The organism is Candidatus Mancarchaeum acidiphilum, assembly GCF_002214165.1.
Lineage (GTDB): Archaea > Micrarchaeota > Micrarchaeia > Micrarchaeales > Micrarchaeaceae > Mancarchaeum > Mancarchaeum acidiphilum.
Map to the genome: position 1 here is coordinate 851,554 of NZ_CP019964.1, position 17,464 is coordinate 869,017.

23 protein-coding genes are annotated in these 17,464 nt (G+C 39.5%); 13 read left to right on the forward strand and 10 right to left on the reverse strand.

Translation table 11 applies throughout. The features are described from left to right. Nucleotides 1-32 precede the first annotated feature (32 nt). From Mia14_RS04450 to Mia14_RS04470, 5 genes are all read right to left on the reverse strand, one after another. Nucleotides 33-503, reverse strand: coding sequence for a hypothetical protein (locus Mia14_RS04450; RefSeq protein WP_088820483.1), 471 nt, complete (start codon nucleotides 501-503; stop codon nucleotides 33-35). Nucleotides 504-699: 196 nt separating this feature from the next. Next, a complete protein-coding gene (locus tag Mia14_RS04455; protein WP_088820484.1) occupies nucleotides 700-1,206 on the reverse strand; it encodes a serine--tRNA ligase in 507 nt (168 codons plus the stop codon). A 364-nt stretch (nucleotides 1,207-1,570) separates the two neighbouring features. Further along, nucleotides 1,571-2,743 carry a glycosyltransferase gene (locus Mia14_RS04460; RefSeq protein ID WP_088820485.1) on the reverse strand — a complete coding sequence of 391 codons (1,173 nt, stop codon included), beginning with the start codon at nucleotides 2,741-2,743 and terminating at the stop codon, nucleotides 1,571-1,573. A 25-nt stretch (nucleotides 2,744-2,768) separates the two neighbouring features. Next, nucleotides 2,769-3,161: an uL15m family ribosomal protein gene (locus Mia14_RS04465; RefSeq protein WP_088820486.1), complete on the reverse strand. Its 393-nt coding sequence runs from the start codon at nucleotides 3,159-3,161 to the stop codon at nucleotides 2,769-2,771. After that, a complete protein-coding gene (locus Mia14_RS04470) occupies nucleotides 3,162-3,581 on the reverse strand; it encodes an uL30 family ribosomal protein (RefSeq protein ID WP_088820487.1) in 420 nt (139 codons plus the stop codon). A 225-nt stretch (nucleotides 3,582-3,806) separates the two neighbouring features. Here Mia14_RS04470 and Mia14_RS04475 point away from each other — a divergent pair, with 225 nt between their 5' ends. Then, nucleotides 3,807-4,397 carry an NADPH-dependent FMN reductase gene (locus Mia14_RS04475; RefSeq protein WP_088820488.1) on the forward strand — a complete coding sequence of 197 codons (591 nt, stop codon included), beginning with the start codon at nucleotides 3,807-3,809 and terminating at the stop codon, nucleotides 4,395-4,397. A 33-nt stretch (nucleotides 4,398-4,430) separates the two neighbouring features. Here the strand turns inward: Mia14_RS04475 and Mia14_RS04480 are convergent, their stop codons facing one another. Beyond that, complete coding sequence (locus Mia14_RS04480; RefSeq protein ID WP_088820489.1) at nucleotides 4,431-5,303, reverse strand: UbiA family prenyltransferase; 873 nt, start codon at nucleotides 5,301-5,303, stop codon at nucleotides 4,431-4,433. A 165-nt stretch (nucleotides 5,304-5,468) separates the two neighbouring features. Between Mia14_RS04480 and Mia14_RS04485 the strand changes: the two genes are divergently transcribed. Both Mia14_RS04485 and Mia14_RS04490 read left to right on the forward strand, forming a co-directional pair. Beyond that, a complete protein-coding gene (locus Mia14_RS04485; RefSeq protein ID WP_088820490.1) occupies nucleotides 5,469-6,485 on the forward strand; it encodes a deoxyhypusine synthase in 1,017 nt (338 codons plus the stop codon). A gap of 90 nt (nucleotides 6,486-6,575) precedes the next feature. Next, nucleotides 6,576-6,884 (forward strand): STAS-like domain-containing protein, encoded by a 309-nt coding sequence (locus Mia14_RS04490; RefSeq protein ID WP_088820491.1) that lies wholly within the window; start codon nucleotides 6,576-6,578, stop codon nucleotides 6,882-6,884. Nucleotides 6,885-7,770: 886 nt separating this feature from the next. On the opposite strand, the gene Mia14_RS04500 is transcribed toward Mia14_RS04490, so the two are convergent. Beyond that, a complete protein-coding gene (locus tag Mia14_RS04500) occupies nucleotides 7,771-9,030 on the reverse strand; it encodes an MBL fold metallo-hydrolase (protein WP_088820493.1) in 1,260 nt (419 codons plus the stop codon). Nucleotides 9,031-9,169: 139 nt separating this feature from the next. Next, nucleotides 9,170-9,634: a hypothetical protein gene (locus Mia14_RS04505; RefSeq protein ID WP_124216923.1), complete on the reverse strand. Its 465-nt coding sequence runs from the start codon at nucleotides 9,632-9,634 to the stop codon at nucleotides 9,170-9,172. A 151-nt stretch (nucleotides 9,635-9,785) separates the two neighbouring features. Here Mia14_RS04505 and Mia14_RS04510 point away from each other — a divergent pair, with 151 nt between their 5' ends. The 3 genes from Mia14_RS04510 to Mia14_RS04520 are packed head-to-tail and all read left to right on the forward strand — an operon-like array spanning nucleotide 9,786 to nucleotide 12,710. Further along, nucleotides 9,786-10,679, forward strand: coding sequence for a prolipoprotein diacylglyceryl transferase (locus Mia14_RS04510; protein ID WP_088820495.1), 894 nt, complete (start codon nucleotides 9,786-9,788; stop codon nucleotides 10,677-10,679). Continuing rightward, nucleotides 10,676-11,314, forward strand: coding sequence for an acetate--CoA ligase family protein (locus tag Mia14_RS04515; RefSeq protein WP_088820496.1), 639 nt, complete (start codon nucleotides 10,676-10,678; stop codon nucleotides 11,312-11,314). The genes Mia14_RS04510 and Mia14_RS04515 overlap by 4 nt, the downstream gene beginning before the upstream one ends. A gap of 1 nt (nucleotide 11,315) precedes the next feature. Continuing rightward, complete coding sequence (locus Mia14_RS04520) at nucleotides 11,316-12,710, forward strand: acetate--CoA ligase family protein (RefSeq protein ID WP_088820497.1); 1,395 nt, start codon at nucleotides 11,316-11,318, stop codon at nucleotides 12,708-12,710. Here the strand turns inward: Mia14_RS04520 and Mia14_RS04525 are convergent. Further along, nucleotides 12,699-12,887, reverse strand: coding sequence for a hypothetical protein (locus Mia14_RS04525; RefSeq protein ID WP_088820498.1), 189 nt, complete (start codon nucleotides 12,885-12,887; stop codon nucleotides 12,699-12,701). The two genes, Mia14_RS04520 and Mia14_RS04525, sit on opposite strands and share 12 nt — an antisense overlap. Before the next feature lie 147 nt (nucleotides 12,888-13,034). On the opposite strand from Mia14_RS04525, the gene Mia14_RS04530 reads away from it, so the two are divergent. The 5 genes from Mia14_RS04530 to Mia14_RS04550 are packed head-to-tail and all read left to right on the forward strand — an operon-like array spanning nucleotide 13,035 to nucleotide 15,077. Then, nucleotides 13,035-13,442: a 30S ribosomal protein S19e gene (locus tag Mia14_RS04530; protein WP_088820499.1), complete on the forward strand. Its 408-nt coding sequence runs from the start codon at nucleotides 13,035-13,037 to the stop codon at nucleotides 13,440-13,442. 5 nt (nucleotides 13,443-13,447) lie between these two features. Further along, the gene (locus Mia14_RS04535) at nucleotides 13,448-13,759 is read left to right on the forward strand and encodes a DNA-binding protein (RefSeq protein ID WP_088820500.1); all 312 of its coding nucleotides are present in this window, start codon (nucleotides 13,448-13,450) and stop codon (nucleotides 13,757-13,759) included. 20 nt (nucleotides 13,760-13,779) lie between these two features. Beyond that, the gene (locus tag Mia14_RS04540) at nucleotides 13,780-13,953 is read left to right on the forward strand and encodes a 50S ribosomal protein L39e (protein WP_088820501.1); all 174 of its coding nucleotides are present in this window, start codon (nucleotides 13,780-13,782) and stop codon (nucleotides 13,951-13,953) included. Continuing rightward, the gene (locus Mia14_RS04545) at nucleotides 13,943-14,365 is read left to right on the forward strand and encodes a hypothetical protein (RefSeq protein WP_088820502.1); all 423 of its coding nucleotides are present in this window, start codon (nucleotides 13,943-13,945) and stop codon (nucleotides 14,363-14,365) included. The genes Mia14_RS04540 and Mia14_RS04545 overlap by 11 nt, the downstream gene beginning before the upstream one ends. Nucleotides 14,366-14,402: 37 nt before the next feature. Continuing rightward, nucleotides 14,403-15,077: a translation initiation factor IF-6 gene (locus Mia14_RS04550; protein ID WP_088820503.1), complete on the forward strand. Its 675-nt coding sequence runs from the start codon at nucleotides 14,403-14,405 to the stop codon at nucleotides 15,075-15,077. A gap of 64 nt (nucleotides 15,078-15,141) precedes the next feature. On the opposite strand, the gene Mia14_RS04555 is transcribed toward Mia14_RS04550, so the two are convergent. Then, complete coding sequence (locus tag Mia14_RS04555) at nucleotides 15,142-16,566, reverse strand: hypothetical protein (protein WP_088820504.1); 1,425 nt, start codon at nucleotides 16,564-16,566, stop codon at nucleotides 15,142-15,144. A gap of 273 nt (nucleotides 16,567-16,839) precedes the next feature. On the opposite strand from Mia14_RS04555, the gene Mia14_RS04560 reads away from it, so the two are divergent. Both Mia14_RS04560 and pfdA read left to right on the forward strand, forming a co-directional pair. After that, entirely contained in the window at nucleotides 16,840-17,031 is a 192-nt protein-coding gene (locus Mia14_RS04560) for a hypothetical protein (RefSeq protein WP_088820505.1), read from the forward strand. 11 nt (nucleotides 17,032-17,042) lie between these two features. Continuing rightward, nucleotides 17,043-17,462 carry a prefoldin subunit alpha gene (gene pfdA / locus Mia14_RS04565; RefSeq protein WP_157891473.1) on the forward strand — a complete coding sequence of 140 codons (420 nt, stop codon included), beginning with the start codon at nucleotides 17,043-17,045 and terminating at the stop codon, nucleotides 17,460-17,462. The last annotated feature ends 2 nt before the right edge of the window (nucleotides 17,463-17,464 follow it).

Sequence of the window (17,464 nt, forward strand, 5' to 3'; positions counted from 1 at the left end):
CAATAATTTAGATAACGAATAATATTTAAACGTTATTTGGATTTTCCAGATTTCTTTGACTTTTTCTTCGCATTTGGCTTTGCCTTGGACATTTTGTTCTTGCTGCTGTTATTGGTTTTTGCCTTCTTCGGTGCTGACTTTGCGTTGTGATTCTTGGAACTTGCTTTTATTTGCTTTGCCTTTGCTGCGGTATTGGAAACAGTGTGTTTTGCTGCAGTGCTTGGCCTCTTGGTTATTGCTTTGGAATTTGACTTTTTATGTTCACTGGCTTCTGAATGCTCTTTTGTGCTTTTGTCAAATAGGTCATCCAGAAGATTGCTTTCTAGTGCATCTGTAGCCGTTCCTTCCGCTTCCGATGGATTTGGAAGTAAAGCGTTCTCCATATTAGTTCGGTTTAGCTGGTTGTCTAATTCCTTGAGCCTCTTTATAGCCTCTATTTCTTTTCTGTTTTTGTCACTGCTGCCTTTGGCCTCTTTTTTAGCTTTCTTCTTAGGGTTGGGCATTTTATTCACCTTGTTGAAAAACAACCTTTTATAATGAGGAGTAAGATTTATAAACTATACCTAAATTAACATATAAGTCAAGGTAATAGGCAATTTGGCAAAAGCAGTGAATTCAATAGAATAAATAGAATAAACAGAATAATTATTTATATGGCTGAAGGAGGTGTGAAGAAATGGGGGATTTGCCCCATTTGGATCATTTCTTCTTTATCACAGCTATATCCTCGAGGTTAATCTCTTGTGTTGCCTGAGGTATAAACTTCCTCTTTGGTGCTTGTGATTCTCCTGGTCTCCTTTCTGCATTGCGCCTGTTTATCTTTAGTATCCTGCGCACCTGGTCGTAGAGATCGTCCAAGCTGTTGTTCAAATCGGCAATCTTGTTATTGTCTTCGTTTATCTTTGTCTTCAATTCTTCAATGTCCTTTACTATATATCCGGATTTCCTTTTTAGCCTCTGGAATTTGTAAAGATCGTTAAGCTGCGTGCTTATAACGTTTATTTTCCTTATTATGTCCTTTTCTTCATATAAGCTTATTCTCGCTTCGGTTGAAAGCTTGAATTCAAGCCTGTTTTTTAGCTTTTTCAGGTAAGCAAATTTCTTAGGATCTATCTGGTTGTTTTCGTCATTCACAAACTTCGATATTGCTTCTCCTTCAGCAAGCTTGTAATTTAACCTGCGCCTTAATCCTTTCACTTCAAGCATTAGATTGAATTTGTCCTTTTTGACTGCGTCTATCTTCTCTTTTATGGCAAGAGCTTCTGGATTCTTGGACTCCTCTATTATGTCGTTTATAGACTTTATCTTTGGCTGGTCGGGCTTGCTGCTATCCTGCTCTTCTTGCTGCTGCCCTTTGCCATCGACAGCCTTCTCGCTGCTACTTTCAGCTTTCTCAGCTTTTACGCTCTTCCCCTTTGATAATTCTTCAGAAGAATCAACAACCGCTTCTGTCTTTTTCTTTGTATCTGCAACTTCCTTTTCTCCGTTCAGTCAATCGCCTTTATGATCATGTTGAGTTTGAGTATTAAATTAGACAAACATTTTAAAACAGCAAATTATAAATAATAGATTACTTTTCCTTGTTTAATGTAGATACATATAAATTTAATAATTTATCGGTCATTTTCTCTATAGAATACTCCTTTGCTGTCCTCTCTGGTTCTTTATATGATGATTTATTATTTATAACTTTCTTTATTTTTATGGCACAGTCTTTGGCACTCATAGGCTTGAAAAGCTCTCCGTTCTTGCCGTTCACTATCAGGTTCTTCAAAGCAAGGTAATCAGCTCCGACTACGGGTGTGCCGCTTGCCAAAGCCTCCAATGAGACTATCCCCTGCGTCTCAAATGTTGATGGCAAGCATACCGCATCTGCGGTTGCGTAGTAGGATGGCAAATCCTTTTCATTTACGAAACCGACGAATTTGAATTTCTCTCCTAATCCCTTATTGGCAACCATCTCCTTGTATTTATTAAGGAGCGGCCCTGTGCCTCCTATTACAAACTTTATTTTTTCGGCTTTCAGCTGTGATGCAGCATTTATCAGAACATCTACATTTTTCTCACGGCTGAGCCTTCCTAGATAAAGCACTATACTGGCATTATCATTCTGCTTGCCCAATAGCGTTTTCCTAAGGGGCTTGCTGAATTTGGAAGGGTTGAATCTTTCAACGTCTATCCCATTAGGTATGACATTGATGTTCTTTACCTTTCTGTTGGCAAGGTATTTTTTGATCGATTCGCTAGGCACCACGGTGGCATCGCATTTGTTGTAGAAATACTTTAGGTACTTCCATGAGTATTTTATCAGGAATTTCTTCATCTGCTCATTTGAAGTTAGGTACTCCTCTATTATCTCCTTTTTGTTGAAGAGCGTGTGGAAAGACCCAATGGCAGGATAATTGTTGATCCTTGATGACATTAGCCCGTACAATCCAACGGTAAAAGGAGTCTGCAAGTGCAGTATGTCAGGATTGAATTTTCGGACTTTAAATGAAGCGGTAAAAGGAGTTAGGGAAAATATATACTGGGGGTATTTGTTGAACTTTACGCCTCTGACTATAGTTATATCTTTATTGTGCTTTACCAATTTCCTGGTCTCAGAATTCCCGACGGCTACTATGTGCACTTGGTTTCCTCTGTTCTCAAGCTCTTTCTTAAATGCGAGGATTGATGTAACTACTCCGTCAACCGCCGGCAAAAATGAATCCGTGTAGAAGACAATTTTCAGCGATTCTGACATGCAGTTACCAGCAATATTTGAATATTTATACTACTTCAGCAGTGCTTTCGGCAGCCTTGATCTTCTCCATTGCTTTCTTGGAAAATCCTGATGCCTTTATTTTTACCTTAAAATTTAGTTCCCCTCTGCTGAGTACCTTGTAGCCTTTTAGATCCAATGTTTCCTTTTTCTCTTTTTCTAGCATGCCGTTAATCGCATATAGGTCAATCCATTTATGCTCTTCCTGGCCCCAATGGTGGAAACCCCTCTTTCCTATCAGCTCAGGGTGCTTTGCGGTAGTCCAGGTCCATCTCGGCTTTACAGCGCCCTTTCCTACTCCTCCTCTATCTCCTGAACCTCTACCGTTCTTTATGTTGCCTAATCCCCAGTGCCTAGAACCAAAGTATTTCCTACTTCTTCTCTCCTTCCTAACTACCATTTAAATCATCCTTGAAATAAGGCCGTTTATCTCCTCTCCCATGTACCCCAATGAACCTCCCTGCTTGAATCCAAGCTTTGTGCTCTTGAATCCGTGCCTTGGCGGGTGCAGCCTTATAGGGAGGGACTCTTTAAGCTTATCGCTGTCCTCTGCTTTTTCTAAATCCGAAGGCTTCATCTCTATGCCTCCTTTTTCCAATAACTTTGAGAGAACTTCTTCGTTTACCTCTCCATAAGCTATGTAGCTGCTGCACTTATTGATCATTCCCATATAGGAATCATTGACCTTTATCACAACGCAGTTGTTTACTCTTTTAAGCCTGAGCCTGTCAAGAGTTTCGGTTATGTCCCCTCTTACGTTTACGCGCCCCCTTATTCTGACAGCTGCTATTAGTTTGTTGTTTAGCTCTTTATCTTTCATAAAAACACGTTTTAAATTTAAAGCTTTAAGGAATAATGTTAATTTATAATTCAATAGATATATATTTATATTTGATGGTAAAGCATTTTTTTCTCTTTCCTGTTTTAGGATGGACAGGTGAAGATTACGAATAAGTGTTCAGGTAAAAGGTTCTCCTTTGTAAGTAAGGTTTTCAAAAAGAATTTTTATTAATTAGCAGGGCAAAATTATTAAGGAGGAATAAATATGGAAAACAGCGATATTGTTATATTGGGGATATGTGGAAGCCTTAGAAAAGATTCATATAATAGAGTCATACTAAATGCTGCGGCTGAATCAGGGGTTGAAGGGGTAAAATTCAAATTTGCGGACATTGGGGACCTACCCCTTTACAATCAGGACCTTGATAACAATCTGCCTGAGCCTGTCAAGAGGCTGAAGCACGATATAGAGTCTGCGGATGCGCTGCTGATTGTGACTCCGGAATATAACAGGTCCGTGCCAGGTCCATTGAAGAATGCTATCGACTGGGCTTCAAGGCCGTATGGAAAAAACTCTTTCGATGAAAAGCCTGTGGCAGTATTGGGCGCCACCGTAGGCAGGTTCGTTGGGACCGCATTGGTCCAGTACCATCTGAGAGGGATATTGGCTTTCATGAATGCACACCTGATGGAGAACCCACAGATGTTTATAACAGAAGTTGGCGAAAAGGTCAAAGACGGTAAGCTTGTAGATGAAGAGACCAAGGAGGGCATCAAAAAGGTAGTTGATAGCCTGAAAAAGTGGGCAATAAGGATAGCAATAGAGGAGGATGATGCAAGCGAATTTGGGCTGTAAGCCTTTATCTTTTTGAAATTTTATTTTTATATTTTATACATAAACTTGGAATACTGCTGCTATCAGGTATATCAATATTGCCGCACTCATCGCTATAAGGCTTATATTGCGGGTATTGGTAAACTCATTTTCGGATATCCTCTCTTTCAAGTATACTGCTGATACATACATTAGTGTTATGTCTACGCATAGTATAGGTATCAAATAGACGATATTCATGTAAAATGGCTTTTTAATCCAAAACATCGCTATGCTTATCGCTACTGCAGATACATAAAGCGCACTTGCGACAACCGCTGACATCCTGCCTCCTATATAGTATACCAAGTTCTTGGAGTGCCTTTCCTTTATATCACCAATTTTATCCCTTATCATTCCATGTATCTCCCTGGCTACTCCGCTCAAAAGTATTACGAGGGTAATCAATAGGATGTTCAGGTTCATTGACGTTGACATTATGTAATTTCCGTATATGAATGGTATTGCCATTGCAAACGCTATGTATATGTTTCCTATAAGCAATGTCTCCTTAAGCCTGTAGCTGTAGAAGAAAGCAAGGACCGCGAATATTACAGATATTATGAAGGCGTATATGTTGATCAGGGCACTGAAGGCAACCCCTATCACAAAAAGTGCGATTGAGAGGTTGAATGCAGCCTTTGGAAGTATCGCCCCGGATACTAGAGGCCTCTTCAGCTTGCCATTCTTCTTGTCAACCTTTACATCAAAATAATCATTTATCGAAAATGACGCCATTCCTATAAGTATTGGTGGTATGAGTGCAATTATGAATATAGGCCAGCTTGGCAGCTTCCCTGCGGTTATCAGCTCTGCCGCTACCACTGCTATAGCGAGCATCAGGCTGTGCTCTGCCCTTGTCAATTTTATATAATCTTTTAATGCCATGCAGTTACCTTGCAATTTGGTAATTATAATTGAATAATTATTTATTATAATTTTAGCATTTTACACAAGCTGTAAATTATTGATTGGATAAAGTATTCTTAGGCATTATTATATATAGCTGTTTATTGTTAGAGATATTGCTTAACAGTTGTAAAGGTGTTTTAGATGAAAGGAGTAAATAAGAAAAATCTCAGCGAGGATGCTGTAAAATATGAAGTAAATAAGAAGGATAGGAGCAAGATTGCTAAACAGCTTCTGGAAATTGAAGTAAAAGATATAAGGCTGAAGAAGGACATGAAAGTCTCCGAACTGATAAGCCAGATGGATTACATAGGAGGATTTTCGGCCCAGCACATGGTCAACGGCATACATATATTGTCCAATATGTTCAATGACAAGAAGTGCTACAAGTTCCTGTCATTTCCTGCGGATTTGGTCTCCACTGGGTTGAGAGGTGTCCTTGTGAGCATGGTAAAGCATTTCGATGCAATAATAACAACCGGAGGTACGCTTGACCATGATTTGGCAAGAGCTTATGGAGGAAGATACTCCCTTGGTACCTTCAACACTGACGATGCAATGATGCATGAGCTCGGAATCTACAGGGAAGGTAATGTATTCATAAAAAATGAGGAATATGGACAGCGCGTTGAAGATGCATTCAACGAGATAATGAATGATATCTACACATCAAAAGATTACAAGAAGGAGTACAGCCCCAGCGAACTTATATACGAATTTGGGAAGAGGATGAAAGATGAGAAATCGATCATGAGGCAGGCGTACCTGCACAATGTCAAAATATTCAACCCCGGCATAGTGGACGGGGCATTCGGGACGCAGCTGACACTGTTTTCACAGGATCATGACTTCAAGCTAAATGTGCTAAAAGACGAACTTGAGCTGAGCAATATCGCATTTGACAATAGTGTAACAGGGGCACTTATGATAGGAGGAGGCATAAGCAAGCACCATGTTATATGGTGGAATCAGTTCAAGGACGGGCTTGATTACGCTGTCTATATAACAACTGCAACGCAATTCGATGGCAGCCTTTCTGGGGCAAGGCTTTCTGAAGCGGTTTCATGGGGTAAGATACGCGAAAAGGCGCAGTATATGACAATTGATGGAGATGCCACAATACTGCTGCCATTCATGATGTCTGCCTTGAACATCGAGTAATCCAGCAAAAGTTTTCTTTTATCTTTTGTTTATAGAGGTAAATTCCACTGAAATAAAAGTGTAAATATCTATATTGATTTATATTATTGTATGAAAACAATTAAATTGTATGAATTTGTATCTACTTATCCCTCCTACCGATTATCGGCTGATAAATTATTTGATTTTATAAAAAATAATAGTGATGACAAAATAATAGTTGACTTTTCAAATGTAGAGGGGGTTACCCACTCATTTGCATCACAGTATAGGATAGATAAAAAGTACTGTAGTAAGGACGTTAAAGAGATTAATATGGGAGACAACGTGAAAAAAATGTTTAAATCGTTGAACAATAAAAAAACGGATGGACAGGGTTATGTAGAAATACAGGATTTTAACCCTAGATTTAACTTGTAATATCGTAGAGGTTTATTTTATCAATCTCTCTTCTGCTTTTTAATAAAAGGCCTATAAATGTGCCCTTTATTTTGTAATTATCCTCTAGTTTATAAAGTTTGGGTTGATTATCGTAAAAATAATAGATGGCCGCTCCAGAAATTATGATTAATTTATTATCTGAAGTATTTTCCGTCAGCCTTTTAAGAGAACTTAATCCATAACCCCGCTCGCCATCACTGCCTCCTTTTGTTGATCCTCCGGCAAACGCTCTTTTTATAGCCTCATAATCCTCGGATATATTAAATTTGCTCCTAATTTTATTTGGTATCCCTATACCGTCATCGTAAATACATATCCCTAAACCCCTCCCTTGTAATATTGTGCTAAAGTGTAGTTATTGATTGCTTCTGAGTGTTCTAGAATGTTATCTATTAATTCTCCAATTATGAATTTTATAAGATTTTTATTTATTATATTATATCTAGATAAAAGGAGGTTTTCAAATATCCAAATTTTTTCTTTTTCTTAGTCTTAGTTTATACTTGTTACAGGCAAATAAGATCTATTATTTGGATTGGGCTTATTGTAAGTTTTAATCATTATATCAATATAATTTCTAGTGGGGGGATTATCAGGAGGTATATATTCATTATTCCTTAAGTAATCGAATAACAGCAGTATAAGCATAGGATCGATAAAAGTTAGCTTGGATAAATCCAATTTTTCATCAGTTTTTTTATTTATCAGATTTAAGTACAATGAATAAGTTTCTAAAAATTCCATATCATATTTGTATTTTGAAGGATTTTTATTTTTATTGATAATTTTAGGGCACTTGAATAGTTTATAGCTATCTTTTGTATTTTGAAGCGCTCAAAAAGCAGTTCTCTTTTTGAAGGATCTCTCAATCCTTCAATTCGATCTTATCTCCGACTTTTGGTGCATACGCTTCAAATCCTTCACCGCGCAATGTCTCTGCAAAGAGTTTTGTATTCTCTTCGCTTCCATGCACGCAGACCACTACATTGGGTGCGCTTTCCCTTACATAATTGTAAAGGTCGGTCTTGCCGCTGTGTGCTGAGAAATCATATACGGATACAGGCGTTGATATGTCTTTGAGCTCTCCGTCAAGGATTATCTTCTTCTGGTCTATAAGCATCCTTCCATTGGTTCCTTCAACCTGGTATCCTGTGAGGAATATCTTTGATTTCTTGTTAAGGTGCTGTATATAATTTAATACAGGACCTCCTGTGAGCATGCCTGCCGTTGTGAGTATTACAGAGGGTGTTGAAAGAGCCTCATTCCTGTCCTTCGCTTCCTCTATCCAGCTTGACTTCGCTATTGCCTTGTCCAATAGTGCAGCATCCTTTATCCTTTCTTCACCTTCTGTGACAAGGTGTGTTGCTTTCCTTATCATGCCATCTACGTATGTCACATCTGCAAGCCCGTTCTTGTAAAGCATCGTGAGCAGCTCCTGCCCTCTTCCAACTGCGAATGCAGGGACCAATGCTGTTCCGCCACTTTCTATTGTCTCCTTTACCTCCGCTATAAACTTGCTTATCAGTTCCTCCCTGTCTGGATGGTCCCTATTGGCATATGTAGACTCTATTATCAAGACATCGCTTTTTACCATCTCTGCCCCGTAATGAAGCAGCTGGGGCTGAAGCTTGAAATCTCCAGTGTATACGATCTTGTTGTATGACTTTGCCTTTGGCCTCTCTATCTCTGATATTGCGCTGCCGCTTATGTGGCCTGCATCGTAGAACTTCAGTTTCCAGGGGTTGATATCTATTTTCCTGTGGTATGGGAGGTTAACGTAGTTGTTTGACATCTTTCCCAAATCTTTCTTTGAGAATATTGGCATTGTATGCTCCTTTTTGGCTATTTTTATCGTATCCTCAAGCAGCAGGTCTATCAAAGACAGTGTTGATGAGGTACCATAAGTTGGCACTCTTTTGTTCCTATAGTATGTTGGTACAGCCCCGCTGTGATCCAAATGGGCATGGCTCAATACGATTCCATCCACGTTTGGCATGGCAACAGGAAGCTCGGGAACATTGTTCTCCAGCTTTACACCATAATCAAGCATTAGCTTCTTTTCTCCTTCGATCATTATTGCAGATCTGCCGACTTCTTGTCCGGCTCCTAATATTCTTATATTCATGTTCACATCTTTGTTTTTAATTAAATGTATAATGATAATTGATTGTAAATTGGTAATTATTGAAGTGATATATTTTTATAATAAATTATTTTTTTAATTATTTTCACAAAAGCAGAATCAGAAGATTTCCTTAATCATATTAACCCATCCAGATAGAGTAGTCCTTTGTTTTCTCCTTTGGCTTTTTCCTCATTACTTTAGGATGGACAGATAATAATTTAGAGTTCCCTTCATTAATTGATAGGTCCAATTTTGATATGACTTCTGAAGTATTCCTCCTTGCATTTTTTAAATCTTTAACTAATTCACTTTTGCCATAATCGTTATCAAATCTTAATTTATTGGTTATAGTTCCATAGGAATTATAGATTGAGTCTTCACTCTTTTTTATAATCTCTGATTTCACCAATTCCAGTGGGTCATCGACTCCTGTAATATGTATCAACTTTTCATTCAATCCGACAAGCTCTTCGCTAGAATTATAGAATTTTTCCAAATCCTCCTTCATATAGGTGTTTATCCTTAAAATAGTAGCTTCTTTTTTGGTGTTTTTGCTAGTATGAAGATATTTCCTAAAATCGGAATCTGAATCAATCGACATCATTGATAATTAATTGGCTGCTTTAATATTTATATTTTTCTATATAATGCAGCAAAACCCCTCACTTTGCTATTGCAGCTTTGGGATTTTGACGATTTTCTGATTTAGGATTAAATAGTTTGTCATTACATAAATAGTATATATAGGTGTTTTGATGGTAGATGAAATCAATTTCTCTGATCTTTTGGCTTTGAAAAAAATTTCCGCTGATACGATAGTTGAAAAATTTGGGTCGACTATTAATTCATCGTTTTTTGATGCTGCAAATATATTGGGCTCACTTAAGATAAAAGGGTTGGTTGATTACGGGACTAATACCCCGGGCCAGAATGTGATAAGCATAACCGATGTTGGAAACAAGCTGCTTGGCGATGCCGATATCAGAAGCAAAGAGAGTATCGACAATCTTGATATGGAGATAATACACCAGCTTGGCGCGGGGAAGAGGGAACTTTCAGATGTAAGCAATTCCATAAACGTAAGCCAGACCGACCTTGCCATGCACTTAAACAAGCTTTTGGTGAATGGATATGCAGATGCCTCTTTCAGGAATGGTGTTGTAAATATAAATTTGACGGATAAAGGATTCAATTTGGAGAAAGAGCCTCCCGCAAGCAATGAAGAGAAGAATAATGTACCTTCCAGTGAACCGGCACCGGAAGCGAAGGAAGGGGAATTAATGGTTGAGCCGGAGGATGATTCAGCCAAATATGTGGCGGAAGCTGAAAATGCTCAGGCGCCGGAAGAAGTACCTAAGAGAGAAGAACAACAGCCTTCAGTTCCAAACTCCACCCCGCAAGCTGCAGTTAATGCAAGCGGAGTTTCCGCTCCCGTAGCAACTGCAAATCCTGGGACAGGGAAGGAGGAAGTAAAGGAGATGGATGATTTGAAGAGCATTAATGGAAAATTGCAGTCTAATGACGAAGAGATAGAGACTGAACTAAAATCGCATTTGACCAAGAAGAGCAAAAAACCTGCAGTAGCCATAGCTGTAGTTGTAATATTGATAATAATTGTGGTAGTGCTTAAGGTTAAAGGTGTGATATGATGGAAGAGAACAACAAAATGATGGACTTCATGGAGGCAGTGCAGCTGCTCAAAAAGTACAATATCAATGTGGTTGGATCGAAATACGTGGAAAGCGCAGATGACGCGGTAAGCTTTTCGAACGGCGATCCGATAGTGATGAAGGTGCTTTCGGATAAGGCTTTGCACAAGACAAAGAGTGGTGTGGTAAAGCTTGATCTGTCAAAGCCTGAAGATATAAAGGCCGCTTATGATGATCTTTACAGCAAGGCACAGGAGCTCAAGCCTTACAAGATACTTGCCCAAAAGATGATAAAAGGAGGCACCGAGATAATCATAGGAGGGAATACCGATCCTCAATTTGGCAAGGCGGTGCTGCTTGGATTCGGAGGCATATACGTGGAAACCTTTAAGGATGTATCGCTTAGAGTGTGCCCCCTAACGGATTATGATGCTTACAGCATGATAGATTCGTTGAAATCGAAGAACATCATTGCGCCTGACAAAGAGTCAAGGGATATGGTAAAGGGTTTGATCATAAACGTCTCAAAGATGCTGATGGAAAACCAAAACATCTCCGAACTTGACCTTAACCCAATAATATTGCATGATGGAACTTATGATGCGGTTGACCTGAGATTTATACTTGGTGAGTGATATGGAAAATGAGATGTCTAAAAGCATAGGTATTATGATGAATCCAAAGAGCGTTGCGATAATAGGCGCTTCGCCCGATCCTGATAAGGTAGGTTATTCAATATTGAAGAATTATCTTGATCTGAAATACAAGGGAAAGCTTTATCCGATAAACTTAAAAGAGGATTCGATATTGGGCTTGAAAGCTTACAAGAGCATACTGGACGTTCCGGAACAGGTTGACACTGCAGTGATAGCAGTGCCTGCTCCTATTACGCCTAATGTATTGGACGAATGCGGAAGGGCAAAGGTGAAAAGCGTTGTGGTTGTCACAGCTGGATATGCTGAAGTAGGCAATTCAGAGCTTGAAGAGAAATTGGTAAGCACCGCAAAGAAATACAACCTTCCTGTTCTTGGACCGAACTGTGTCGGAGTTATGGATTTGAGGACGGGAGTAGACACTTTGTTCCTGCCTTCCTACAAGTTTGACAGGCCTGAAGCTGGAAGCCTTGGATTTGTGTCACAGAGTGGGTCTGTTGCAGGGACAATACTTGACTTGATAGGTGGAGAAAGCATAGGCCTTTCAAAATTCGTCTCTTATGGAAATGCTTCTGTGATAGATGAAACCGATATCCTAAATTACTTGGCTGATGACGATGACACAAACGTCCTGATAGTCTACTTGGAGGGCGCTAAGAAGTCCAAGGATTTCATAGATGTGGCAAAGAGGATAGGAAAGAAGAAGCCTGTAATAATAGCAAAGGGTGGCGCAACAGCTGCAGGGTCAAAGGCAGCACATTCGCATACAGCATCTATGGCGGGGAATTACCAGATCTACGAAGCGATATTTGAGCAGGCGGGATTCATACAGTCAAACGACCTTGACGAGATGATGGGCATGGCAAAGATGTTTGACAAGCAGCCATTGCCAACTGGAAACAGGGTAGGGCTTATAACAAACGGAGGAGGAACGGGAGTATTGGCAACCGATTCCATTTATAGAAACGGTCTTGCTCTGGCGGACCTCACGGATTCGTCAAAGGAGTACCTAAGGAAAGTCATGCCTCCAATAGTCAACATAAGGACCCCTTTGGATATAGGCGGAGACGCGGATTATGGAAGGTTCAATGAAGCGATAAAAACAGTTGTAAACGATGACAACGTAGATATAGTCGCAATAATAGCGTTGTTCCAAACTCCGGGGGCTGACTCAAGGGTTGCACAAGCAATAGGCAATTACGCGGCAGTGTGCAAAAAGCCAATGATTGTGATAAGCGAAGGGGGCAGCTACACCGAAATGCACAAGAAGATTATAGAACAATCGGGAATACCTGTATACAGTTCGCCTGAAATGGCTGCAAAAGTGATGGCGGCCGCAGTGAAATATGCGGAATTCAGGAAGAATTCAGAGAATTGAGTTTTCCATTTTTTTATTTTTATTGGTAGAGCGCTTACAGTGATATGGGAGAAGGTTTATTTCAGTACCATCAGGGCCTGTCTTTTTTATTTTTGATTTTGCCAAGACCCCCGATCCATGCATGTAGTTCATGAGATAAAGGAAATGATAATATCCTCTTGATGCCAGGCCAACCATTTAGATAGGGAACCAGTTTTAGTGTTTGCTTTCAGTGAACCTGCATTTAAGAGTTGAACTTCATAATATGCAGGGATATTATACAAAGAGTTAAATATTTTACATGGAAAACAGATATTTATATTTACTTTATTCTAAGGAGGTATTATGACGAATTTATATGATGTTAAGCCGGGAGAACTGGTAAAAGTAGCTTCAGCCAAACTTAAGGACAAGATAAGCAAGCCAGATTACATTAATTTTGTCAAGAGCGGTGCCGGAAGGGAAAGGCCCCCATCGGACCCTGACTTCTGGTATATCAGGGCTGCATCCATACTTAGGCAGGTTTACATTAACGGACCTATAGGAGTATCAAGGCTAAGGACGAAGTATGGAAATGCAAAATCCCATACAGTACACAGAAAACACAGCGTAAGGGCCAGTGGAAGCATAATAAGAGATCTTTTGCAGGAGCTTGAAAAAGCGAAACTTGTAAAGAACACCCCTGCAGGAAGGGTTATAACCCCCGAAGGAGCTTCATTCATGGACAAGCTTAGTGGAGAGATAAAGAAGTGAATTAGATGCCTGAAGAGAACCAAGGGCAGGATGACAACAGATACTACCAGAAGGCTATGGAGAAACTTTACAGAAAGGCACAGGAAGAGGAGAAGATAAAGTCGCTGATGAGACAACTTTTGGATCCAGATGCATATGAAAGAATGATGAACATAAAGGCTTCGAATGGAGACCTTTATATGCAGTTCGCAAACCTCCTAATCCAGCTGGTCCAGGCAAACCAAATAAAGGGCAGGATAAGTGATTCACAGTTGAGAAGCCTGCTTGAGAGGCTTACGAGCAGGCCAGACCCAAAGATAAACATAAAGCATAAATAAAATAAAAATAAGGGATTTGTATGTCTAAAAAGGATATTACTAAGAAAAGAAGATTGGGAAAATTCCTAAAGCAGAAGAGGAGAATCCCAGTATTGGCAACTATAAGGACAAAGAGAAGGCTTGAGAGCAACAAGTTCGCCAGGGACTGGAGGCACACTAAGATAAGGAGCAAGGTTGATTTGGATGGCAAATAGATTATTGACTGTTAATATCAGGAACTATATAAATAGGCAGCCAAGAGGTAAACGCAGGAACAGGGCTGTCAGGTACATACGCGAAAGGATAGCGCATTATACAGGGACTGAGATAGAGAACGTAAAAATAGACAAAAAACTTAATGAAGCAATATTCAAAGTATACTCAAAGACTGCACTGCCTGTAAAGATGAAACTTGATATCGATGGCAGTGGCATAGTTACTGCATCACCGTTTACAGCAACTATAACAGACAGTAGCAAGCCGGCTGAGGAGGGCAAGAAGAAGGAAAATGCAGACAAGAAGCCTTCCGCAGAAAAAGTAAATGAGAAGAAGGCTGAAAAGCCAAAGGAAAAGGAACCTAAGGAAAGCAGTAAGGACTCTAAAAAGGAAAGCAAGAGCAAAGAGTGACTATTCCTAGCTCCTTTTGAACAAGGAGGTATAAAACATGCCGGCAATTAAATATTCAATAGTTGGGAGCGATTACATAGGAGCATTTGTAGTCTCTACTGATAAGTATGCATTCATTGGAGGAGATGTGCCTGACAAAAAGGTCAGCGAAGTTGAGGAAGTGCTAAGGGTAAAGGCAATAAGGACGTCTATTATGGGTTCCGACCTCATAGGCATTTTCGCCAAGGCAAATTCCAAAGGGATTATATTTCCAGCCACAACTTCGGATATAGAGATAGAAGCTATAAAGAGCATGGGCTTGGGAATCAATATAGGCGTGCTTGACACCGATATGAATGCACTAGGCAACAATATACTTGTGAATGACAAGATTGCGTTTATAAATCCGGATTACAACATAAGCAATGCAAGGATCATAGAGGATGTGTTTGATGTCGAAACTGCAAGGATAACAACAGGCAGCTTCAAGACCTTGGGAGCCAACAACCTTCTTACAAATCGGGGATTGGTTGTGAATAACAATATCACGGACGAAGAGAAGGATATGATAGACTCTATGACCGGCTTCAAATCGGTTAGGAGCACAGCTAATTTTGGATCTTTGAGCGTAGGCCTTGCTGCCACCGCAAATTCCAATGGAGTAATATCAGGGGAATCCACAACGGGATATGAATTGGAAAGAATTAGGCAAGGGCTGGATATAGAGGATTAATCCTTTGTTCGGCAGGTTCAGACAAATAAAAATCAAATAACAATTACTAATTTTTAAGCAAAAATTACTGCTTGCTTATCACTACCTCGGCATTCCCACATTCGCCGCCTCCTCTTCCCACGCTTATAGTAAGGTTATACTGCATTGGAGGCAGGCTTATAGTGTTTATGTCAGGGTCACCCATGCACCAGTTGTTCGTCCCATTTGAGAAGTACACCTTTCCATTGCTTCCGGTCAAGGTGACATGAACAAAACCGCTATTTCCTGAAGCTGATTCTATCTGAACCTGTCCGCTTAGGTACTTTGATAGGTAATACCTGTGGCTTAATGCGGAGGTTACAAACGTTATGTTATCGCCTGCAGTGCTATTGGTCCCATTATTTATGCGTGATAGAACGCTTATATTCAGATTCATGTCGCTTGAGTTATATGCGCTTGGGGCAATGTTCAATTCCGAGGCATTCACCAGCTCTCCAGGAAGCTTGTCGACTTCTGATTTGGTCATGTTATTTGAAAGCTTGCTCGCATTTAGGTTCAGCAAAATTCCAAAAGACAAATTATTTATCAGCGATAGGATAGGCGATTTGCTGCTTCCTAATATTGTTGCATTCAGATTGATGAATGCGGGCATATCGGATTTTGATGGTACTAAGCAGGTTGACATCAATCCGGTAATTACAGAACTATTACCCAAGGTCGTCCCAAACTTGCTGTTTGAAATATTCTTAAGCTTGAAATTGGTTGTGAAAATATATCCCTGCATATTATTGCATTTGGAAATATTTACAGTGTTGTTGTAAAATTGGATCTTGTTGTCTATGTTTCCGAGAAACTGCTTTGTTATTGAAGAATTTATTGGGTTGGTTGACACAGAATTGACCTTAGTGCATACCTCTTTTCCAACAAATGACTGGTTGACAGTAAAGTTTTCCTCTATCCTTCTGCAGTAATAATCAGACCCATTAATCTTTGCATAAGCAAATGCAAGGTTCCCATTTCCAGACACAATTCCACTTAGCAATCCGACCCCAAGTGAGTTTGTATTTACTCCGAAACTTAAAATGCTGTCATTCCCGTATTTTTTAAAAGATACGTTTAATGGCAGTGCAAAGTCATATGGAAAATTGCCCAATTTGGCTACAAGCGTTAGATTTCCAGTATAAGATGCGTTTATTTCATTCGTTGCATTTATTGTGCTCGATATGTTCTTTGATATTGCATATATATTTGATGCAGGCAGGTTTTTCTGTGAAAGCTGCTTGTATACAAAACTATTAGTATTAGGGGTTGCAGCAGGCTTTGAATACGCAGACAATGCATATATTCCCACGATTAGAAGTAGTATTACAATTGCAATAGGCACTATTACATTGTAGCTTTTGGGGCTATTCTTCTTATCTTTTATATTGGGATTGTCTTTCTTATCGACCTGCAAATCACTATAGTTCTGTGAGTAAATACTCTTTAGTTTATCGTCATTGTCTGCCATATGCTCACTCTGAAAATATCTAATGTTAATTACCAATAATTAATATTTATACATTGACTTTGATATACCTTTAAATGCAAGGATCCTAAAATTAGGTAGATGGAAATCCCCCTAATTTTGTCAAATGATTCAAACAATAAATACTCAATTTATAATAATTTTATTGTTTCATAATATATCAGCAAGAGCAGTTGTTTAGTTTTCTTTCTCTTCTTAACATAGGAGGCTAACGCTTGCGTATTAGAAAAAGATGCACATATTATAAGTGGTTAAATGATGTATAATGTAAAAGGCAGGATAAGAAAAGGCAAGGACAGCGTTGGATTCGATATCAACGTAGAGGGAAAGAGCGAGAAACATGCAAAAGATGTCGCGATGGTAAGCCTCTGCTCAAAGCAGGGTCTCCATAAAGGCCAAATTGTAATCGATGCTGCAAAGCCTATGAAAGATGCAAAGGAGAATTAAGCGGCGATATTGTGGCCAGTGAAAGCGTTGGAAATTACGATTATGAAACAATCAATTACTTAAGGCAGGCATACCAATCTCGGTATGAAGAGCTTTCCAAGGCAATAGACCTGGAACTTAGCAGGCTTGAGAAGCTTGGGCAGGTTCTTGAGTCGCTTAATAAAACTGAAAAGCTTGCAAAAAATAAAGTGCTATATCCAATGGGTGAAGGGTTTTACTTTGAAGCTGAGGCTGGAGACATGGGTAGCATCCTTGTACATGTTGGCGGAGGATATTATGTTGAGAAAGGATTGGATGATGCCAAATCATTTTTAAGCATGTCGGCAAAGAAAGAGCAGGGGATTATTTCCCAGATAATGAAAGCAAAGGATGAAGTTGAGGAGAATATAGTGCGCTTGGAATACCAGTCTGCATCACAGAACTATAGATGAAC

What these genes read in the sequence shown, in the direction of transcription:
- Mia14_RS04450 (WP_088820483.1), bottom strand. Translation starts at nt 503, where the DNA reads ATGCCCAACCCTAAGAAGAAAGCTAAAAAAGAGGCCAAAGGCAGCAGT.
- Mia14_RS04455 (WP_088820484.1), bottom strand. Translation starts at nt 1,206, where the DNA reads ATGCTTGAAGTGAAAGGATTAAGGCGCAGGTTAAATTACAAGCTTGCT.
- Mia14_RS04460 (WP_088820485.1), bottom strand. Translation starts at nt 2,743, where the DNA reads ATGTCAGAATCGCTGAAAATTGTCTTCTACACGGATTCATTTTTGCCG.
- Mia14_RS04465 (WP_088820486.1), bottom strand. Translation starts at nt 3,161, where the DNA reads ATGGTAGTTAGGAAGGAGAGAAGAAGTAGGAAATACTTTGGTTCTAGG.
- Mia14_RS04470 (WP_088820487.1), bottom strand. Translation starts at nt 3,581, where the DNA reads ATGAAAGATAAAGAGCTAAACAACAAACTAATAGCAGCTGTCAGAATA.
- Mia14_RS04475 (WP_088820488.1), top strand. Translation starts at nt 3,807, where the DNA reads ATGGAAAACAGCGATATTGTTATATTGGGGATATGTGGAAGCCTTAGA.
- Mia14_RS04480 (WP_088820489.1), bottom strand. Translation starts at nt 5,303, where the DNA reads ATGGCATTAAAAGATTATATAAAATTGACAAGGGCAGAGCACAGCCTG.
- Mia14_RS04485 (WP_088820490.1), top strand. Translation starts at nt 5,469, where the DNA reads ATGAAAGGAGTAAATAAGAAAAATCTCAGCGAGGATGCTGTAAAATAT.
- Mia14_RS04490 (WP_088820491.1), top strand. Translation starts at nt 6,576, where the DNA reads ATGAAAACAATTAAATTGTATGAATTTGTATCTACTTATCCCTCCTAC.
- Mia14_RS04500 (WP_088820493.1), bottom strand. Translation starts at nt 9,030, where the DNA reads ATGAATATAAGAATATTAGGAGCCGGACAAGAAGTCGGCAGATCTGCA.
- Mia14_RS04505 (WP_124216923.1), bottom strand. Translation starts at nt 9,634, where the DNA reads ATGATGTCGATTGATTCAGATTCCGATTTTAGGAAATATCTTCATACT.
- Mia14_RS04510 (WP_088820495.1), top strand. Translation starts at nt 9,786, where the DNA reads ATGGTAGATGAAATCAATTTCTCTGATCTTTTGGCTTTGAAAAAAATT.
- Mia14_RS04515 (WP_088820496.1), top strand. Translation starts at nt 10,676, where the DNA reads ATGATGGAAGAGAACAACAAAATGATGGACTTCATGGAGGCAGTGCAG.
- Mia14_RS04520 (WP_088820497.1), top strand. Translation starts at nt 11,316, where the DNA reads ATGGAAAATGAGATGTCTAAAAGCATAGGTATTATGATGAATCCAAAG.
- Mia14_RS04525 (WP_088820498.1), bottom strand. Translation starts at nt 12,887, where the DNA reads ATGGTTGGCCTGGCATCAAGAGGATATTATCATTTCCTTTATCTCATG.
- Mia14_RS04530 (WP_088820499.1), top strand. Translation starts at nt 13,035, where the DNA reads ATGACGAATTTATATGATGTTAAGCCGGGAGAACTGGTAAAAGTAGCT.
- Mia14_RS04535 (WP_088820500.1), top strand. Translation starts at nt 13,448, where the DNA reads ATGCCTGAAGAGAACCAAGGGCAGGATGACAACAGATACTACCAGAAG.
- Mia14_RS04540 (WP_088820501.1), top strand. Translation starts at nt 13,780, where the DNA reads ATGTCTAAAAAGGATATTACTAAGAAAAGAAGATTGGGAAAATTCCTA.
- Mia14_RS04545 (WP_088820502.1), top strand. Translation starts at nt 13,943, where the DNA reads ATGGCAAATAGATTATTGACTGTTAATATCAGGAACTATATAAATAGG.
- Mia14_RS04550 (WP_088820503.1), top strand. Translation starts at nt 14,403, where the DNA reads ATGCCGGCAATTAAATATTCAATAGTTGGGAGCGATTACATAGGAGCA.
- Mia14_RS04555 (WP_088820504.1), bottom strand. Translation starts at nt 16,566, where the DNA reads ATGGCAGACAATGACGATAAACTAAAGAGTATTTACTCACAGAACTAT.
- Mia14_RS04560 (WP_088820505.1), top strand. Translation starts at nt 16,840, where the DNA reads ATGATGTATAATGTAAAAGGCAGGATAAGAAAAGGCAAGGACAGCGTT.